This window comes from Corynebacterium zhongnanshanii (assembly GCF_014490575.1).
Lineage (GTDB): Bacteria > Actinomycetota > Actinomycetes > Mycobacteriales > Mycobacteriaceae > Corynebacterium > Corynebacterium zhongnanshanii.
Genome location: NZ_CP061033.1, coordinates 1,487,170 through 1,502,900 on the forward strand (window position 1 = coordinate 1,487,170; position 15,731 = coordinate 1,502,900).

12 protein-coding genes and 1 tRNA gene are annotated in these 15,731 nt (G+C 62.9%); 3 read left to right on the top strand and 10 right to left on the bottom strand.

Annotation, left to right across the window (positions count from 1 at the left end; all coding sequences use genetic code 11):
* Positions 1–15: 15 nt before the first annotated feature.
* The 8 genes from IAU67_RS06660 to IAU67_RS06695 form a co-directional block, all read right to left on the bottom strand.
* Positions 16–1,785, bottom strand: coding sequence for a bifunctional ADP-dependent NAD(P)H-hydrate dehydratase/NAD(P)H-hydrate epimerase (locus tag IAU67_RS06660; RefSeq protein ID WP_151841912.1), 1,770 nt, complete (start codon positions 1,783–1,785; stop codon positions 16–18).
* 43 nt (positions 1,786–1,828) lie between these two features.
* Positions 1,829–1,902: transfer RNA gene (locus tag IAU67_RS06665), tRNA-Leu, on the bottom strand.
* Positions 1,903–2,024: 122 nt separating this feature from the next.
* On the bottom strand, positions 2,025–3,002 hold the full coding sequence (locus IAU67_RS06670; RefSeq protein ID WP_151841913.1) for a Ppx/GppA phosphatase family protein: 978 nt from the start codon (positions 3,000–3,002) through the stop codon (positions 2,025–2,027).
* A gap of 55 nt (positions 3,003–3,057) precedes the next feature.
* Entirely contained in the window at positions 3,058–3,630 is a 573-nt protein-coding gene (locus tag IAU67_RS06675) for a DUF501 domain-containing protein (protein WP_151841914.1), read from the bottom strand.
* Between the two features lie 59 nt (positions 3,631–3,689).
* Complete coding sequence (locus tag IAU67_RS06680) at positions 3,690–4,466, bottom strand: FtsB family cell division protein (RefSeq protein ID WP_225723469.1); 777 nt, start codon at positions 4,464–4,466, stop codon at positions 3,690–3,692.
* Between the two features lie 86 nt (positions 4,467–4,552).
* A complete protein-coding gene (eno, locus tag IAU67_RS06685) occupies positions 4,553–5,830 on the bottom strand; it encodes a phosphopyruvate hydratase (RefSeq protein WP_151841915.1) in 1,278 nt (425 codons plus the stop codon).
* Positions 5,831–5,885: 55 nt separating this feature from the next.
* A complete protein-coding gene (locus tag IAU67_RS06690) occupies positions 5,886–6,722 on the bottom strand; it encodes a lysozyme family protein (protein ID WP_151841916.1) in 837 nt (278 codons plus the stop codon).
* Positions 6,715–7,461 carry a metal-dependent transcriptional regulator gene (locus IAU67_RS06695; protein WP_151841917.1) on the bottom strand — a complete coding sequence of 249 codons (747 nt, stop codon included), beginning with the start codon at positions 7,459–7,461 and terminating at the stop codon, positions 6,715–6,717. Before IAU67_RS06695 ends, IAU67_RS06690 begins: the two co-directional genes overlap by 8 nt.
* Before the next feature lie 220 nt (positions 7,462–7,681).
* On the opposite strand from IAU67_RS06695, the gene IAU67_RS06700 reads away from it, so the two are divergent.
* Genes IAU67_RS06700 through IAU67_RS06710 form a run of 3 tightly spaced genes read left to right on the top strand, consistent with a single transcriptional unit; the run spans position 7,682 to position 10,264 of the window.
* Complete coding sequence (locus IAU67_RS06700) at positions 7,682–8,584, top strand: metal ABC transporter solute-binding protein, Zn/Mn family (protein WP_151841918.1); 903 nt, start codon at positions 7,682–7,684, stop codon at positions 8,582–8,584.
* Between the two features lie 12 nt (positions 8,585–8,596).
* The gene (locus IAU67_RS06705; RefSeq protein WP_151841919.1) at positions 8,597–9,364 is read left to right on the top strand and encodes a metal ABC transporter ATP-binding protein; all 768 of its coding nucleotides are present in this window, start codon (positions 8,597–8,599) and stop codon (positions 9,362–9,364) included.
* 3 nt (positions 9,365–9,367) lie between these two features.
* Positions 9,368–10,264: a metal ABC transporter permease gene (locus IAU67_RS06710; RefSeq protein ID WP_225723470.1), complete on the top strand. Its 897-nt coding sequence runs from the start codon at positions 9,368–9,370 to the stop codon at positions 10,262–10,264.
* On the opposite strand, the gene IAU67_RS06715 is transcribed toward IAU67_RS06710, so the two are convergent.
* Positions 10,261–11,610, bottom strand: a complete 1,350-nt coding sequence (locus tag IAU67_RS06715) for a MazG nucleotide pyrophosphohydrolase domain-containing protein (protein WP_151841920.1) — start codon at positions 11,608–11,610, stop codon at positions 10,261–10,263. The genes IAU67_RS06710 and IAU67_RS06715 overlap by 4 nt on opposite strands.
* 27 nt (positions 11,611–11,637) lie before the next feature.
* Positions 11,638–15,351 carry a transcription-repair coupling factor gene (gene mfd / locus IAU67_RS06720; RefSeq protein ID WP_151841921.1) on the bottom strand — a complete coding sequence of 1,238 codons (3,714 nt, stop codon included), beginning with the start codon at positions 15,349–15,351 and terminating at the stop codon, positions 11,638–11,640.
* Positions 15,352–15,731 lie beyond the last annotated feature (380 nt).

Consider the following 15,731-nt stretch of genomic DNA (forward strand, 5'->3'; position numbering starts at 1 on the left):
TGATCTATTCCTTTCCTAACAATGCCGCGGCTGTCCTAACAATGCCGTGGCTGCCGGAATCGCATTCACAATTCCGCTAGCCGATACCGGGGCTGACCCGAACTCAGTCCGCGCGCCGCATCGCGCCGCAGTGCAATGCACAATGACCGCCGCCACGATGTGCTGCATAAATTGCACATCCTGGGTCGCTTCCACATCCTCCAGCTCCGGGAAAATATCCTGCAGATCCTTCACAATCCCCGGCACCTGGGCGATGTACGCCCCCAGGATTCCGGTGAGGACATCACCGGAACCTGGGGTCGCCGCCCACGAGGACCCAGCATCCACCACCGTGACGGATCCTCCTGGCGTGGCGATCACGCTCGCGCGCCCCTTCAAGATCACATAACACTGCAGCTCAGAAGCCATCTTGACCGTAGCCCCCACCCTGTCCTCCAGGAAGCCCTCCCCTTCTCCCAGAATCTTCGCCAGGCGGAGGAACTCCCCCTCGTGAGGAGTGAGTACCGTCAAACCCTCGCGATCGCGAACCTGCGTCCGGATGTCCTCCTCTTGAGCCAGGATGCTGATGGCGTCGGCATCAATGACAACGGGATCGGGAGTAGACAGCACCGAGCTCAGCTCCAGGATGGACCGCTGCTCCACCCCACGTCCGGGGCCCACCGCGTAGGCATGAGAGCGGAAGCGGTGCACCATATCCGTCACCCGGAGGATCTCCGGCGGCAGGTTATTGGTGGACACGGAGTCCCCCACGAAACGCACCCCGTAGCTGGTGGCCTTCATCGCGGAAATCGCGCACAGCTGGCCGGCGCCGGGGTACTTGTCACTGCCGGCACACACGGTCACCACGCCACCGGAATACTTGTGGGCGCGGGGGCTCGGCTCGGACGCGATGACTGCGCGCAAGGAATCCATCTCCAGGTCGCTCTGCGGCGCATTGTTGGACAATATGCCCGGCACAGAAGAAAAATCAAAGCGGTACGGCGTATCGCTGGGGAGCTGAATGAAGCTCAAGGCCTCCTGTCCCGCCACCTGCTGAGCCCACAGCTCTTCGGACAATGGTCGCACGGGACGCGAAAAACCCAGGTCAACAAGCACAATCTGCCCGCACTCGTGCTGAGCCAAACCATGGGCGCGGCGAAGGCCGCCAAACGTCACAGTCACCGTGGCCTGCACATGGGCAGGCACCCTCTGCACCGCCCACTGGGCATCCAACGCATCAAAGCCCCGGGCGTGCACAATCACGGGATCGGGCACCTGCCCGGTGTCCGCCGCCACGCCACTGGGCAGATCAATAGAGAGGATGGGGATACGGGAACTGTGGGCGTCGGAGAGTAATTCGGCAATGGGTTCGTCAAGGGGACGGCCGCTGCCGAGTCCTGAAATGCCATCGATGATCAGCCGGTAGTCATGTGGAAGTGGTATCTCCTGTAGTACCACGCCGCCGGCATCCGTGAATGCCTCCCGCGCAGGTGCATGGGCGGGTTCGCGGTCGGGTTCGTGGTCGGCAGGCTCCTGCATATCCGCCACAAGAACCGCATGAACATTGCGCACCCCCAGCAGCTCTGCACCGGCATACAGTGCATCCCCACCATTGCCCCCAGGGCCCACTAGCAGCAGCACATCATCGCTCTCCGCGATGAGTGGACGGTCCTCCGCGAGCATCACCCGCGCCACATCCGCCACGCGCGCAGCGGCCAACCGCATCAGCTCGTCCGGCTCCGCTTGCTCGTTGAGAAGTGGCCATTCGGCATCCCGAACCTGCTGCGCTGTGTAGAGGTACATCATGCCAGCAAGTCTAGCGAACACCCCTACAGCCGAATGTGCACTGTGCCCCCAGTCGGACTCGAACCGACACTGAATGGATTTTAAGTCCACTGCCTCTGCCAATTGGGCTATAGGGGCTAGCCTTAACACGTCAATCGTGGTCACACAACCGTGGTGCGAAGACCATGGAACATCTTAGCGCACGGACGCGCAGGCCACAGAAAACGACCCTCTGCTAGCGGCGATCATCGCGCAGCCGATCACCGCGCGCGGTCAATCACCTCAGCCAAAATGCCATCCAAGATGTCCTTCTCGCTGATGGTGATGTCCGTCAGCCCCAGCTCCTCAAATCGCCGAGTGAACGCCTCCACCACCAGCGCACCTCCACCGATCACATCGGCGCGGCCCGGGTGCATCGGCCCAAACTCCATCCGCTGCTGCGGGGTGAGCGGCACTAGGTTCATCGCCACCTCCCTCAGACGCGCCAGGGGTAGCGTGTGCATGTGGATCTTCTCGGGCTCGTAACTCTCCAGCTCCTGGGCCAGGGCGCACAGCGTGGTCATCGTGCCGGCCACTCCCACCACGCGTGTCACGCTAGTCAGATCCACGTACTGCTCTACTTCGGCGAGGAGTTTCGCGACGGTAGCTTGGGCGTCGGATATTTCGGATTCCTTCGGCGGCACCGTCTGAAGGTGGCGTTCGGTGAGGCGCACGCAGCCCATGTCCGCGGAATATGCCTGCGTGCCGCCGACCACAAACTCGGTGGAGCCGCCGCCCAAGTCGATCACGCAAGTGGTATCCAGGGAATCCGCGCTGGTCTGCGGCAGGTCCATCACCGCGCCGCGGAAGGACAGGCGCGCCTCCTGCTCGCCGCTGATAACCTCCGCCACAGCACCCTCGCGGACGCGACCCAACAGCCTGCGGGTGATCTCGAAGAACTCTTCCCTATTGGACGCATCGCGCGTAGCGGAGGTGGCGCCCATCATCACGTCGCGCACGCCATACTCCACCATCCGATCCGCGTAGATCTCCAGCGCATCCTCCACGCGGCCCAAAGCCTCATCCGCGAACCGCCCCGTGGCATCCACCCCTTGCCCCAGGCGCACGATGATGTTGTCGCGGTTCAGCTCCCGCAGCGTGCCGTCCTCGCGCACTTCGCTGATCAGCAGACGAATGCTGTTGGTGCCGCAATCAATGGCCGCGTACCGCGGTGCCGTGCCTGTGTTCTGTGGTGCCATGTGCTTGTCCTCCATGCTGCGCTAGTCCGTCTGTCTCGTTTATTGGCGCTACCTTCTAGTCCGTCTCTACCGACGCTTCCTGCATCGACGTCCCCAGCTCCTCACTGGTCGGCCAGTCGGTAGGCAGCGCCGTGCCCACGAGCTTCGGGTTATTCTCCGCAGCCAACGCCACCGCCTCGGTTCCCAACCTCACGCGATCCGGCCCCTCGGCCAGTGCATACGCGATGAGCACGTGCAGGCACTTCACGCGATCGGGCATGCCGCCGCCGGAGAAGTCCGTCCCGAGGGACTCCATGGCATTGCGTTGGGCCAAGAAGTGCTCGTGTGCGCGCTGATAGTCGGCCGCCAGCTCGGGATCGTTGCCCAGGCGCTCCTGCATGGTCTTCATCACGCCGGCGACTTCCAGGCGGGATGCCTCGGCCGTCAGACGCGGATCCGTCAGGTAGTACAGCGTTGGAAAGGGCGTGCCATCAGGCAGCTTAGGCCAGGTCTTCACCACGGCCGGTTGGCCATCGGGGGTGCGGTAGCTGACCTCGACCGCGCCACGGGGGCGCCGGCCCAGCTGCTGCTCCATAATGTCCAGGTCAGCCTCGGTCACGCTGCTTTTGTCATCCGTGTATTCACTCATCGTCCTTTAGCTTAGACGATGCGTCCTACAGCCACTCACCTACTCGCGGCCGGAGCCACCTAGTTCTTCGGCGGCGGTGGCGGATCCCCCGCCTGCGGTACCGTCGGCAGTTTCAGCGCGGGGCCGTCTTCGTCGTTGTCATCAACCACGGATTCGTGTTCCGGCACGCTGATGGAATCCCAGAGCTGCTCGTACCACGGCGCTGGCGCGGTCGGCTCTTCCTCGCCCGGCACGAAATCCGAGCCCTCAGCACCCACCTGACCATTGGCTTTGATCTTCGGCGAGATGATCCTGAACGCAGATTCCCCAGGCTCGATCAAGCCCAGCCGCGTGCGTGCCACTTCCTTGATGTAGTTCTCGTTGCCGTAGCGGTTGATCTCCTCGATCAATTCGGCCTTGTACTGCTCCTGCGAGGTGATCTTGCTCTCCAACTCCGCGATCTGGGAGCGTTGCTCAAAGTAGTTCCGCAGGGGTTGCGCGATGGAGAATGCCAGGAATGCCACCAGCAATGCGGTGAACACCGTGACTCCTGGGTTGATGCGCTGGGGTAACTGCACGAAGTTGCGTGCCAGGCGGGCGGGTGCTTGCCGTGCCTGTGCCCGACGCCGAGCCTGCCGTTCCACAGACCTCGCCTGAGGAAGCGAGCCCCGTGATTCTTGGGGCTGCGCGTCGCGCTCATCCCGCTCGTCTTGCTGCCGCACATCCCGGTCCATCCGCTCCTCACGCCGCGCTGCACGCCGAGCGTCACGCGCAGAGGAACCCCGGCCACGACCGGCGCGTTGGTTCGCGCGGGTTCGTGAGCCGGGGTTCGAGCTCTTGCGTGGTTGTGGAGTCATATGCCTACAGCATACCCGCGATCACGCGGGTCTCCGTGCGCACCACACCGGCCTACCGCCGGAAAGTAGAACGCACTGTGGGAACACTAGCCCTGGAAGCGAGGGAATGCGTCGCGGCCAGCGTAGACAGCTGCGTCCTCCAGGTACTGCTCGATGCGCAGCAGCTGGTTGTACTTCGCCACACGCTCGGAGCGAGCAGGTGCACCGGTCTTGATCTGACCACAGTTCAGTGCCACGGCCAGATCTGCGATGGTGACGTCCTCGGTCTCACCGGAGCGGTGGGACATCATAGTGCGGTAGCCGTTGCGGTGAGCGAGCTCGACGGCGTCGAAGGTCTCGGTCAGGGTACCGATCTGGTTCACCTTCACCAGCAGCGCGTTGGCGGCCTTCTTCTCGATGCCCTCCTTCAGGCGGGCTGGGTTGGTGACGAAGAAGTCATCGCCCACGATCTGCACCTTGTCGCCGATGGCTGCGGTGAGGTTGGTGTAGCCCTCCCAGTCGTCTTCCTGCAGAGGATCCTCGATGGAGACGATCGGGTACTCGTTGATGAGCTCCTCGTAGACCTTCGCCATCTCTTCGGCGGTGTGCTCGCCGCCTTCGAAGTGGTACTTGCCGTCCTTGTAGAACTCGGAGGATGCCACGTCCAGCGCCAGGGCAACGTCGGCGCCCAGCTTGTAGCCCGCACCCTCGATAGCCTCCACGATCAGGTCCAGGGCAGCCTTGGTGGACTCCACGGAGGGGGCGAAGCCACCCTCGTCACCCAGGCCGGTGGACAGGCCCTTGTCCTTGATGACCTTCTTCAGGTTGTGGTACACCTCGGTGCCCATGCGCAGAGCTTCAGAGAAGGTCTCCGCACCGATAGGAGCAATCATGAACTCCTGAACGTCCACGCCGGAATCAGCGTGAGCGCCACCGTTCAAGATATTCATCATAGGAACAGGCAGTACGTGGCCGTTCGGGCCACCGATGTAGCGGAACAGCTGAAGGTCAGCTGCCTCAGCGGCGGCGTGGGCCACTGCCATGGACACACCCAGCAGTGCGTTAGCACCCAGGCGGGACTTGTTGGCGGTGCCGTCCAGGGCGATCATCGCGTTGTCGACCAGGCGCTGGTCATCTGCCTCCAGGCCCACCAGCTCGTCATTGATCTCCTCGATGACGTTGCGGACAGCCTGAGTCACGCCTTTGCCGAGGTAACGGTCGTCACCATCGCGCAGCTCGTGAGCCTCGTGAACACCGGTGGAGGCGCCGGAAGGAACGGCAGCGCGGCCGGTGGAGCCGTCGTCCAGTCCCACCTCAACCTCAACCGTGGGGTTACCGCGGGAGTCCAGAATCTCACGTGCAATGATCTGCATAATTTCAGCCATGTGTGTGCGCCTCCTTGGCAGCAGTTAGGTGATGAACGCCCCTATTATTGCAGGTTTATCCGTGGGCGCGCTGCCCCAGGGCATAGTTCGCCGCCGCGTCGCGGACATTTAGCATGTATTCGTTGCTTTGGTTATACCCCCGAACGGCGGAGGTCCACCCTTCTGGGGTGGATAGGTCGCGCTCGTGCGAGCAGAGCAGGCGTGCGGCGGCCACGGCGGCGTCGTCAATATTCTGGGGATTTCCGGTGTAGTCGCGGATCGGGCTACCCCCGCCCATGTCGGTTCCATACATGCGCCAGGCTTCGGGGATGAATTGCATTGGCCCCACGGCGCGGTCGAAGTCCTTGTCGCCGTCCAGGATGCCGTCATCGGTGTCCCCGACCTCGGCGAAGCCGTCGCCGTTGAGCTGCGGACCCACGATGGTTCCCGAGCCGTCGCCGCGGGACGTGCCGACCACGTTGCCGCGGTCATCCAGTTCCGTGTGGCCGTAACCCTTGCCGTTGTAGGCGCCGTGGTGGGTCTCCACAAAACCGATCGCGGCCAGCGTGTTCCACGTCAGATTGCAGTCGGGGAGGTTGTAGCGCGCGTAGACCTCACCCTGGCCGTACGCCATGAGAGCCTGTACCGGAATACCCAGATCTTCCGACCCCGCCTGCGCCCACGCGTGCAACTGCAGAGCCGTGCGCCCACCGGCAGCCAGGTCCATCTCCGGAGCTGGGGTGGCGGCGCGGGGCGGGACGTCATCGGGGATCGGGAGGCGCTGCGAACGGTTCCAGTCCTGCCCGCCGAGCACGCCCGCGACCAGGTAGCCCACCAGAGCGATCACTCCGACGATCGCGGCGATGGAGACCAGGCTGCCTACGAGGAGGCCCTGGCCACGGCGTTTACTCATCATCACCCTTCACGCCGGCCAGCAGGTCCGGCACCTGGTCAGCCTGCAGGTCCGCCTCTTGCACGCGCCGACACATCACAGCTCCCAAGCTGGAGGATGGCAGCTGGACTCTCGAGTGCACCTGGCCGTCGGCGTCGATAATGGACAATTCCGCCATGTCCGCGAACACCCGGGGCTGCATCTCCACCTGGACACCCGGCTGCACGCCATGCTGGTAGAGGTACTTCAACAGGTCGCCCTCGCGGTCGCTGATGCGGTCGATGTACACGCGCTCGCCCGGCTCCACCTCCCGGAGGCCCAGGGTGGGTGGGGTGCGCAGGTTGCCGTGCGCGTCGGGGATGGGGTCGCCGTGCGGATCGCGGGTGGGATGCCCCATCACGGCGGAGATCTTTTCCAAGAAGCGCTCGGACACGGCGTGCTCCAGGATCTCGGCTTCATCATGGACCTCATCCAAGGAGTAGCCCAATTCCGTGCACAGGTAGGTTTCGATCATGCGATGACGGCGGATCATGGCCAGAGCCATGGTGGTGCCTTGGTCGGTGAGTTGAATATCACCATAGGGGGCGTGCTCCACCAGATCTTGGGCGACGAGGCGCTTAATGGCTTCGCTGGTGGTGGATTTCCGTTGGCCCATGTGTTCCGCCAGAGAGGACAGGGTGGCACCTGGTCCCCATTCCTGCAGGTCGTAGATCTTCTTCAGGTAATCCTGAGTGCGATCTGGCAGGTCATCGATATGCATGGGTGCCAGTGTACTTGCGTGTGAGTGCGCGCGTGCACGCGCTGTGCACGCACGCACCACCGCTACCCGCCGGACTAATCGCCCCACTGAACACCCCACCCCTTATTGACAAACGTTATTGACAAACACTTCTACTAAGGCTAGCCTTCGTGCCAGAGTTCAATGCATTGAACTTTTATGATTTAATGGCAGAACACCTTCGATCACACCAAGGAAAACCATGTCCCTTCGCCACGTCACCCGTGCAGCCGCCGCACTCCTCATCGCGGCCCTCCCCCTAGGCCTCACCGCCTGCTCGGACACCACCAACTCCGCCGACGGCAAGCCCACCATCAGCACCACCTTCACCATCCTCCAAGACATCACCGAAAACATCGCCGGGGACACCGCCACCGTCACCAGCCTCACCAAACCCGGCGACGAAATCCACGGCTTCGAACCCACACCCGCCACCATCAAAGAAGCCGCCCACGCGGACATGATCATCACCAACGGCCTCGGCCTGGAGAACTGGGCCGAACAGCTCTACAAATCCAGCAAGGCCACCCGCGTGACCGCCAGCGATGGCGTGACCCCCATCCCCATCGACGGCAGCGACCTACCCAATCCCCACGCCTGGATGAGCCCCACCGTGGCACAGAAGTACGTCAGCAACATCGAAAAGGCCCTGGCCGAGAAGTACCCAGAACACGCCGAGACCTATCACCGCAACGCTCAGACCTACCGCGATAAGATCCAGAAGGTCCGCGACGACGTTGCCGACGAACTGGCCACCATCCCCAATGCCACCCTGGTCACCTGCGAAGGAGCATTCAGCTACCTCGCCAAGGACTTCCACCTGAAGGAGGGCTACATCTGGCCGGTCAACGCCGACGGCGAGATCACCGCCTCCCAGATCAACGGCGCGGTCGAAACCGTCAAACGCAACAAGGTCCCTGCCACGTTCTGCGAATCCACCGTCAACACCGGGCCGCAACACCAGGTGCTCGCGGCCACCGGAGCCTCCGACGGCGGCACGCTGTTCGTGGACTCCCTCACGGACTCCTCCGGTCCCGCGCCGACCTACCTTGACCTCCTGACCCACGACACAACCACCATCGTCAACGGCCTGAAAAAGAAATAACCCACGTCACCTATGCAGTCCACATCCACGTCCGCGCCCATCCCCGCTCTGACCGCGAAGGGCTTGCGCGTCCGTTATAGCCCGACTTCCTCCCCCGCCCTCTTCGACGCCTCGCTCTCCCTTTATCACGGCCATATCAAAGCCCTGATCGGCCCCAATGGTGCCGGCAAATCCACCCTCTTCAAAGCACTCATGGGCCTAGTGCCCCATGTGCACGGCACCGTGGACATCCCCGGAGGGCGCGGAAAAATCAGCTACGTTCCCCAACACGATGACGTCAACTGGAACTTCCCCATCAGCGTCAAAGAGGTCGTGCAAACCGGCGTGCTCGCCGGGGCGAAAAACAAGTGGATCGGGCGACTCACCGCACAACAACGCCAGCACGTCCGCGACGCCCTTAAAGCCGTGGACCTGGAACACCTCGCCAACCGGCACATCTCCGAACTCTCCGGCGGGCAAAAGAAGCGCGTCTTCGTGGCCCGGGGGCTCGCCCAGCAAGCCACCATCATCCTGCTCGACGAGCCGTTCGCCGGCGTGGACCAGGCCACCGAACACTCGCTCATCGAACTGCTCCACAGCCTGCGCGATCAGGGCGTGGCGATGCTCATCGCCACGCACAACCTGGACCAAGTGCCGCGGCTCGCGGACTCAGTCCTGATGCTCAACCGCACGGTCATCGCTGAAGGCGACGTGGAGGACACCTTGACGAAGGAGAACCTCATGGCAACGTACGGCTGGGCGTCGGCTCATACGATCGAATCAGAAGCACAGGAGGGCTAAAGCGTGACCGCATTGATTGACATGCTCAGCTACCCCTTTATGCACAACGCACTCATCGTGGCGGTAGCGATGGCCATCGCCGCGGGGCTGGTGAGCTGCCTGCTCATCATGGTGGGATGGTCGCTGCTGGGCGACGCCATCTCGCACGCCCTGCTCCCCGGCGTGGTAGTTGCCTACATCGCCGGGCTGCCGTACGCGGTCGGTGCGTTCGTGGCGTCGCTGATTGCGGTGGGTGTGGTCAATGGGCTCAAAACCCGCACCACGCTTAAGGAAGACACCACCATCGGCATCGTGTTCACCGCCTTCTTCGCGCTGGGGCTGGTGCTCATCTCTCGCACGCCGGGCACCGGACATTTGGAGGAGATCCTGTTCGGCAACCTGCTGGGCATCAGCGAATCCGTGAAGTGGCAAGTGGTGGGATTTGGCGCTGCGGCCGTGGCGCTGATCCTCTTCGGGCGCCGGGCTCTCACGATGTGGGCCTTCGACCCGTTGCACGCCGCGATGGCGGGATTCCCCGTGCGGGTTGTGCGCTGGATTCTGCTAACCGCGCTGGTGTTTGTGGTGGTCAGCGCCGCCCAGGCGGTGGGTGCGATCCTGGTGGTGGCGATGCTGGTCACCCCGGGTGCTACGGCCTATCTGCTCACGCGGCGTTTCGGTGTGATGCTGGTGCTCGCACCCAGCATCGCGGTGGTCTGCAGCGTGGCCGGCCTGCTGGGAAGCGTAGGCCTGAACGTCTCCCCTGGTGGAGGCATCATTCTGCTGCAGTTTATGGTCTTTATTCTGGTGTGGCTGTTCGCACCGCGCGAAGGCGTGCTGGTTCGGCGGATCGGCGCGCGGGGCAAGGCACTGAAGGGCACTACGCCGCGGGCGGCAAAGACCGAGGAAGCGCCGCAGGCCTAAGAGTTCTGCTGACGCTCCGCCAGGTGCGCTCGGAAACTCTGCACCGCATCCAGCAGGCGCTTCTCCGCCTGACCCGGCGCGTCCAGCTCCAACCCAACCATGGGGTAACGAATATCAGTGGGGATTTCCATATCGGAGATCCCCATCTCGCGTGCCTCACGAATCACCTTGTCCGCCTCGGCCAGGCCGGACAGTCCCGCGGGCTGTGCATTCTGCGGCTGTGCTGGTTGTGCCGCCTGCGCGTTCTGTGCATTCTGCGCCGGGAACTGCGACGCCTCCGGCTCCTGCCGTCCAACAACAGACTGAGCTGCGGACGAGGACTGCGCGGACGTGGAGCCGGCGTCGGAATTGTTTTTCGCATCCACGAAGGAACGGTAGGACTCGCCGAATTTCTCGACCCGCTTGTCCTTCTCCGCCTTCTTGCCCGCGGCCCACAGGCGGTCCTGCTCGGCCTTGGACACCGCACGCTCCACATCCTCAAACAGGTACGGCGCGCGGGAACGCAGCTTCACCGCCAGCGCACCGGCAACGTGCCCGATGTCGAAGGAGCCGCGCCGGTTAGCGATCTCCGCGTGGAACAGCACCTGCAGCAAAATGTCGGACAGTTCCTCGCACAGCTCCTGCTCCAGCCACTCCGGCTTGGACGCCGCCGGCTTCCCACCCGCGCCGTACTGCGCTGCGATGCTGACAATGCGCTCCAGCTCGTCGGTTTCCTGGCGAAGGTACGTCATCAGCGAGCTGTGGGTTTGCTCCTTCTCCCACGCTCCCTGACGTAGTGCGCGCGCCATCAGCGCCACCGCGTCTTCCAATTCATCCATTACCGACGCCGGCACCTCAGTCCGCGTGGTTCTCCTCAAACCTGCCACTGTGGCTGTGTGCTGGTCCGTCCCGACGATCGATCCGTCCACCACACCTGCGCCGGACTGCTGGATCTGGTCGGTGTTGGGCGCGGGTACCCCTCCGGGCTGAGTGCCGTCTGCGTAGGCGGCAGCGTCTGCATAGGTAGAACCGTCCGCGCGGGCGGGGACGTTGCTGTCGGTACCACCGGTAGTACTAGCCCCCGCGGGACCGGCGAGCAGTTCGCGATCGCCTTCGATCTCCACGAGCAGTGACGGGGCCTTGATGATCTCTTCGCCCTCGTCGAGGTGCTCATGAACCGCTTCGTTGGTGATGTCCGTGGTGACCAGAACATCGGCTTCGTCGACCACATGACCACCCAGATCGGCGATGACCCACCGGACGCGAATGGGCACTTCTTCGGTGTACGCAACATCACCCTGGAGAAGCTTGGCGGCTTCCACAGGGATCATTGCAGGGAATCGGGGGTCTAGAAGTACGACAGCCATAACGGGAATCATACCCCGCCACAGGCGCTACGTGTGGGCAGGCTGGGCGCCTGTCATATCGCGGGCTGGGATTCCCGCCAGCTGAGTGAGCACGTCAGAGCACCACTGCACCAGTTCTACCCCGGCCAGCGGCACCGCCCGCATGCCTTCTCCCTTCTTCGGCAGCGGTATCAACACAATCTTCGTTGTGGCCCGGTACTGCGCCGAACGGAACAGACGCTTGAGGCGAACTTGGCCGGAATCGGCCAGGTCAATGGGGCTGAAGCTGATCTTCTGGCCGGTCAGCACAATGTCGTGAACTTTCAGGTCGCGGCACAGCATCCTCAGCCTGGTCAGAATGGCGAGCAGCTGAATCTGCTCGGGTGGCGTGCCGTAGCGGTCGCGCAGCTCCTCCAGAACCGCGTGGATTCCCTCCTCGTCGGTGATCTCCGCGAACTTGCGGTAGGCCTCCAGGCGCAAGCGCTCCGACGCAATGTATTCGGCCGGGATGTGTGCATCCACCGGAAGGTCCAGCCGGATTTCCTTCTTCTCTTCCTCGGTGCCATCCACGGGCTTGCCGTCAGCGATAGCGCGGAACGCCTCTACGGCCTCCCCGACGAGTCGCACATAGAGGTCGAAGCCCACACCCGCGATGTGACCGGACTGTTCCGCGCCCAGCACGTTACCGGCGCCGCGCATCTCCAGGTCCTTCATCGCCACGGCCATACCGGCGCCCAGATCATTGTTCTGGGCGATCGTGGTCAGGCGGTCATAGCTGGTCTCCGTGAGCGTTTCACCGCGAGGGTAAAGGAAATAGGCATAGCCGCGCTCACGGGAACGGCCCACGCGTCCGCGCAGCTGGTGAAGCTGCGACAGCCCCATGTGGTGGGCATTCTCCACGATCAACGTGTTGGCATTGGCGATGTCCAGTCCGGTCTCCACGATGGTGGTACACACAAGCACGTCGAACTCTCGATCCCAGAAGCCCTGAACCGTGGTCTCCAGTTGCTCCTCAGACATCTGCCCGTGGGCCACCACCACGCGCGCCTCGGGAACCAGACGGCGGATATTCGCCGCGCAGTCCTCGATGCTGCGCACCTTGTTGTGCACATAGAACACCTGGCCGTCGCGCAACAGCTCCCGGCGGATGGCCGCGGCCACGTGCTTATCTTCCTGCGCTCCCACATAGGTGAGCACCGGATGGCGGTCCTCCGGGGGAGTCAAAATGGTGGACATCTCGCGGATGCCTGCCATGGACATCTCCAACGTGCGCGGAATTGGCGTGGCGGACATGGTCAGCACATCCACGTGCGTCCTCAAGGACTTGATGTGTTCCTTGTGCTCCACACCAAAGCGCTGCTCCTCGTCCACCACGATCAGGCCCAGGTTCTTCCAGGTCACGCCCGTCTGAATCAAACGGTGGGTGCCGATCACAATGTCGATCGTCCCATCGGCAAGGCCCGCCAGGATCTCCTTCGATTCCTTCGCGCTAGTGAAACGGGACAGCTCGCGGATTGTGGTGGGGAAATCCTGCATGCGATCCTGGAACGTCTTCAGATGCTGCTGCGCCAGCAACGTGGTGGGAACCAGCACCGCTACCTGCTTGCCAGACTGCACGGCCTTAAACGCCGCGCGCACAGCAACCTCCGTCTTGCCGTAGCCCACATCACCCACGATCACCCGGTCCATCGGAACAGGCTTTTCCATATCCGCCTTCACAGCCTCAATGGCATTCCACTGATCCTCCGTCTCCGTGTAGGGGAAGGCCTCCTCCAGCTCCCGCTGCCACGGCGAATCCGCCGCGAACGCATAGCCCGGAGCTGCCTGCCGCGCGGCGTACAACTGCACCAGCTCGCCAGCGATTTCCCGCACCGCACCGCGGGCCTTACGCTTCGTGTTCTTCCAGTCCGCGCCGCCCATCTTGGACAGGGCAGGCTTCTCACCTCCCACGTAGCGGCTCAGCAGATCCAGCTGATCCATCGGCACGTACAGTTGGTCTCCCGGGCCGCCTCGCTTACTGGGGGCATACTCCAGCACAAGATACTCGCGCCGTGACCCCTCCCCTGGCTTGCCGATCGTGCGTTCCGTCATCTTCACGAACTTGCCAATGCCGTGCGAGTCATGCACCACCAGATCTCCCGGCTCCAAGGCCAACGGATCCACACGGTTGCGCTTCTTCGCAGGCTTGCGCTTACCCGTGGCCTTCGCGTCCACACGGTTACCCGTCAAATCCGTTTCCGTTAAGAACAGCATCGACGCCTGCGCGTCATCCCCCGCGAACGGAAAGTCCACACCCACGTGCGCCACCGCGTGGTAGATCCACACCTTCCCGCCGGCAGGTTCGTCCGCCGTCGTGGCAGTGGGCTTAGAGAGCCGCCCCAACCGTTGGCCCGTGAGATCGACGCCCACTGCTTCGTTCGGGAGGCCGGCGTCGTTTAAACGACGAATCATACGGGCAGCCACAGCAGGCGTGGGCGCGGCGAACACCACCCGGCCCCCGCCCTCCACACGACGACGAATATCGGCCATCACACGGCCAATCGCGTCCAGGTCCCCGTGCGGGGCAGGTGCGGCATCGTAATCCAAGGTCAGGGCATCATCCTGCGCATCATCGGCGTCCAGCCCATCCAGCATGCCCACGGCCGACAACGTCCACCACGGGCGGCGCAGCTTCTCCTGAACCTTTTGGACCGCCAACAAGGACATGTACGCCACGCCCTGCATCGGGGCGTCGCCACCAGCAGCGGCAACCTCCCACCCGGCCTCCATGAACTGGCGACCCGTCTCATCCAAATCCACCGCGCGGCGCTCCACCGCACCCGGAGACACAATCACCGTATGCGTACCCTCCGGCATCAGCTCCGGCAGGGACACCAGCTGCTCGCCACGCAACAGAGGAATCACAGACTCCATGCCCGCGACCTGCATCTTCTGCGAAATTTTGTCCAAAAACTCCGCAAGATCCCCCACCTGGGCGTGCTCCTGAGCGGCCTGCGCGGCACGGGCTGCAAGCTCATCCGTCAGCAGCAACTCGCGGCAGGCATAGACCGTAATATCAAGGTCATCCACGCCATCAATCGTGCGCTGATCCCCCACGGAAAACGCGCGCACCTCGCTAATTTCATCGCCCCAGAAATCCACGCGGACAGGAAGATCCTCCGTGGCCGGATATACATCCACAATTCCACCGCGAATAGCGAAATGACCGCGCTTCGCCACCACATCCACATGCTGATAACCCAGGGCAACAAGCTGGTGTTGAAGATCCTCGAAATCAATCTCCACACCCGGCTTCAGCTGAATAGGCTGCACCTCGCCCAGATCCTTCTGGATGGGCTGGACCAACGCGCGAGTTGGAGCCACCACAACCTTCAAGGAGGAATCCGTAGCCAACCGACGCAACACTCGCATGCGATGGGACACCGTCTCCGTGCCCGGCGACAGGCGCTCATGCGGCAACGTCTCCCAGGCGGGGAAATACTCCACGGAAGAACCGAGCATGTACTTCAACACCGTCGTGAGGTCCTGCGCCTGACGGCCCGACGGAGTGACCACCAGCACCGGGGCGTGCTGCGCCACCGTGCCGACCACAAACGGCCACACTCCGTCCGGGCCCTGAATATGTAAGGAACGCTCCCCCACGTTCGCCACCACGCCCCGCAATTTCGAGTCCCTCGCAGCAGCCTTCAACACACCAGATAACGCCGGTGACGTGGGCTTTTGCGAAGTGTTTACAGTGGCAGTCTGCGCGGATGAACTCATAGCCCACAAGTGTAGCGCCCAGCACCTACAACGGTTCAACCAGAGGTTTTCACAAACCGCAGGACGATGAGGTATTGTGTCCACAGCGTGTGCAAACACGTGGATTCTCCCATGGTGTAATCGGCAACACTACGGTTTTTGGTACCGTCATTCTAGGTTCGAGTCCTGGTGGGAGAGCTTTTTACGCTCTGGGGGCTGGGGGGCGACACCGGGGGCTACGGAGCTGGATCAACATTGAGAAGCAGAGGTCAACGTTGGGGAGCTGTGTCAGCTACTCATCCCGTGAACTTTCATCATATGTTCACCACGATTGATTGAACAGTGGGTTACAAGTATTGACACCGAATGTCACCCTATTGCTAACGTAGAAGTAGGAAGTC

Excerpts from the sequence above, each read along its gene's own strand:
- IAU67_RS06695 (WP_151841917.1), bottom strand. The coding sequence starts at position 7,461 with ATGCATATCGATGACCTGCCAGATCGCACTCAGGATTACCTGAAGAAG.
- IAU67_RS06690 (WP_151841916.1), bottom strand. The coding sequence starts at position 6,722 with ATGAGTAAACGCCGTGGCCAGGGCCTCCTCGTAGGCAGCCTGGTCTCC.
- IAU67_RS06705 (WP_151841919.1), top strand. The coding sequence starts at position 8,597 with ATGCAGTCCACATCCACGTCCGCGCCCATCCCCGCTCTGACCGCGAAG.
- eno (WP_151841915.1), bottom strand. The coding sequence starts at position 5,830 with ATGGCTGAAATTATGCAGATCATTGCACGTGAGATTCTGGACTCCCGC.
- IAU67_RS06670 (WP_151841913.1), bottom strand. The coding sequence starts at position 3,002 with ATGGCACCACAGAACACAGGCACGGCACCGCGGTACGCGGCCATTGAT.
- mfd (WP_151841921.1), bottom strand. The coding sequence starts at position 15,351 with ATGAGTTCATCCGCGCAGACTGCCACTGTAAACACTTCGCAAAAGCCC.
- IAU67_RS06675 (WP_151841914.1), bottom strand. The coding sequence starts at position 3,630 with ATGAGTGAATACACGGATGACAAAAGCAGCGTGACCGAGGCTGACCTG.
- IAU67_RS06700 (WP_151841918.1), top strand. The coding sequence starts at position 7,682 with ATGTCCCTTCGCCACGTCACCCGTGCAGCCGCCGCACTCCTCATCGCG.
- IAU67_RS06715 (WP_151841920.1), bottom strand. The coding sequence starts at position 11,610 with ATGGCTGTCGTACTTCTAGACCCCCGATTCCCTGCAATGATCCCTGTG.
- IAU67_RS06660 (WP_151841912.1), bottom strand. The coding sequence starts at position 1,785 with ATGATGTACCTCTACACAGCGCAGCAGGTTCGGGATGCCGAATGGCCA.
- IAU67_RS06680 (WP_225723469.1), bottom strand. The coding sequence starts at position 4,466 with ATGACTCCACAACCACGCAAGAGCTCGAACCCCGGCTCACGAACCCGC.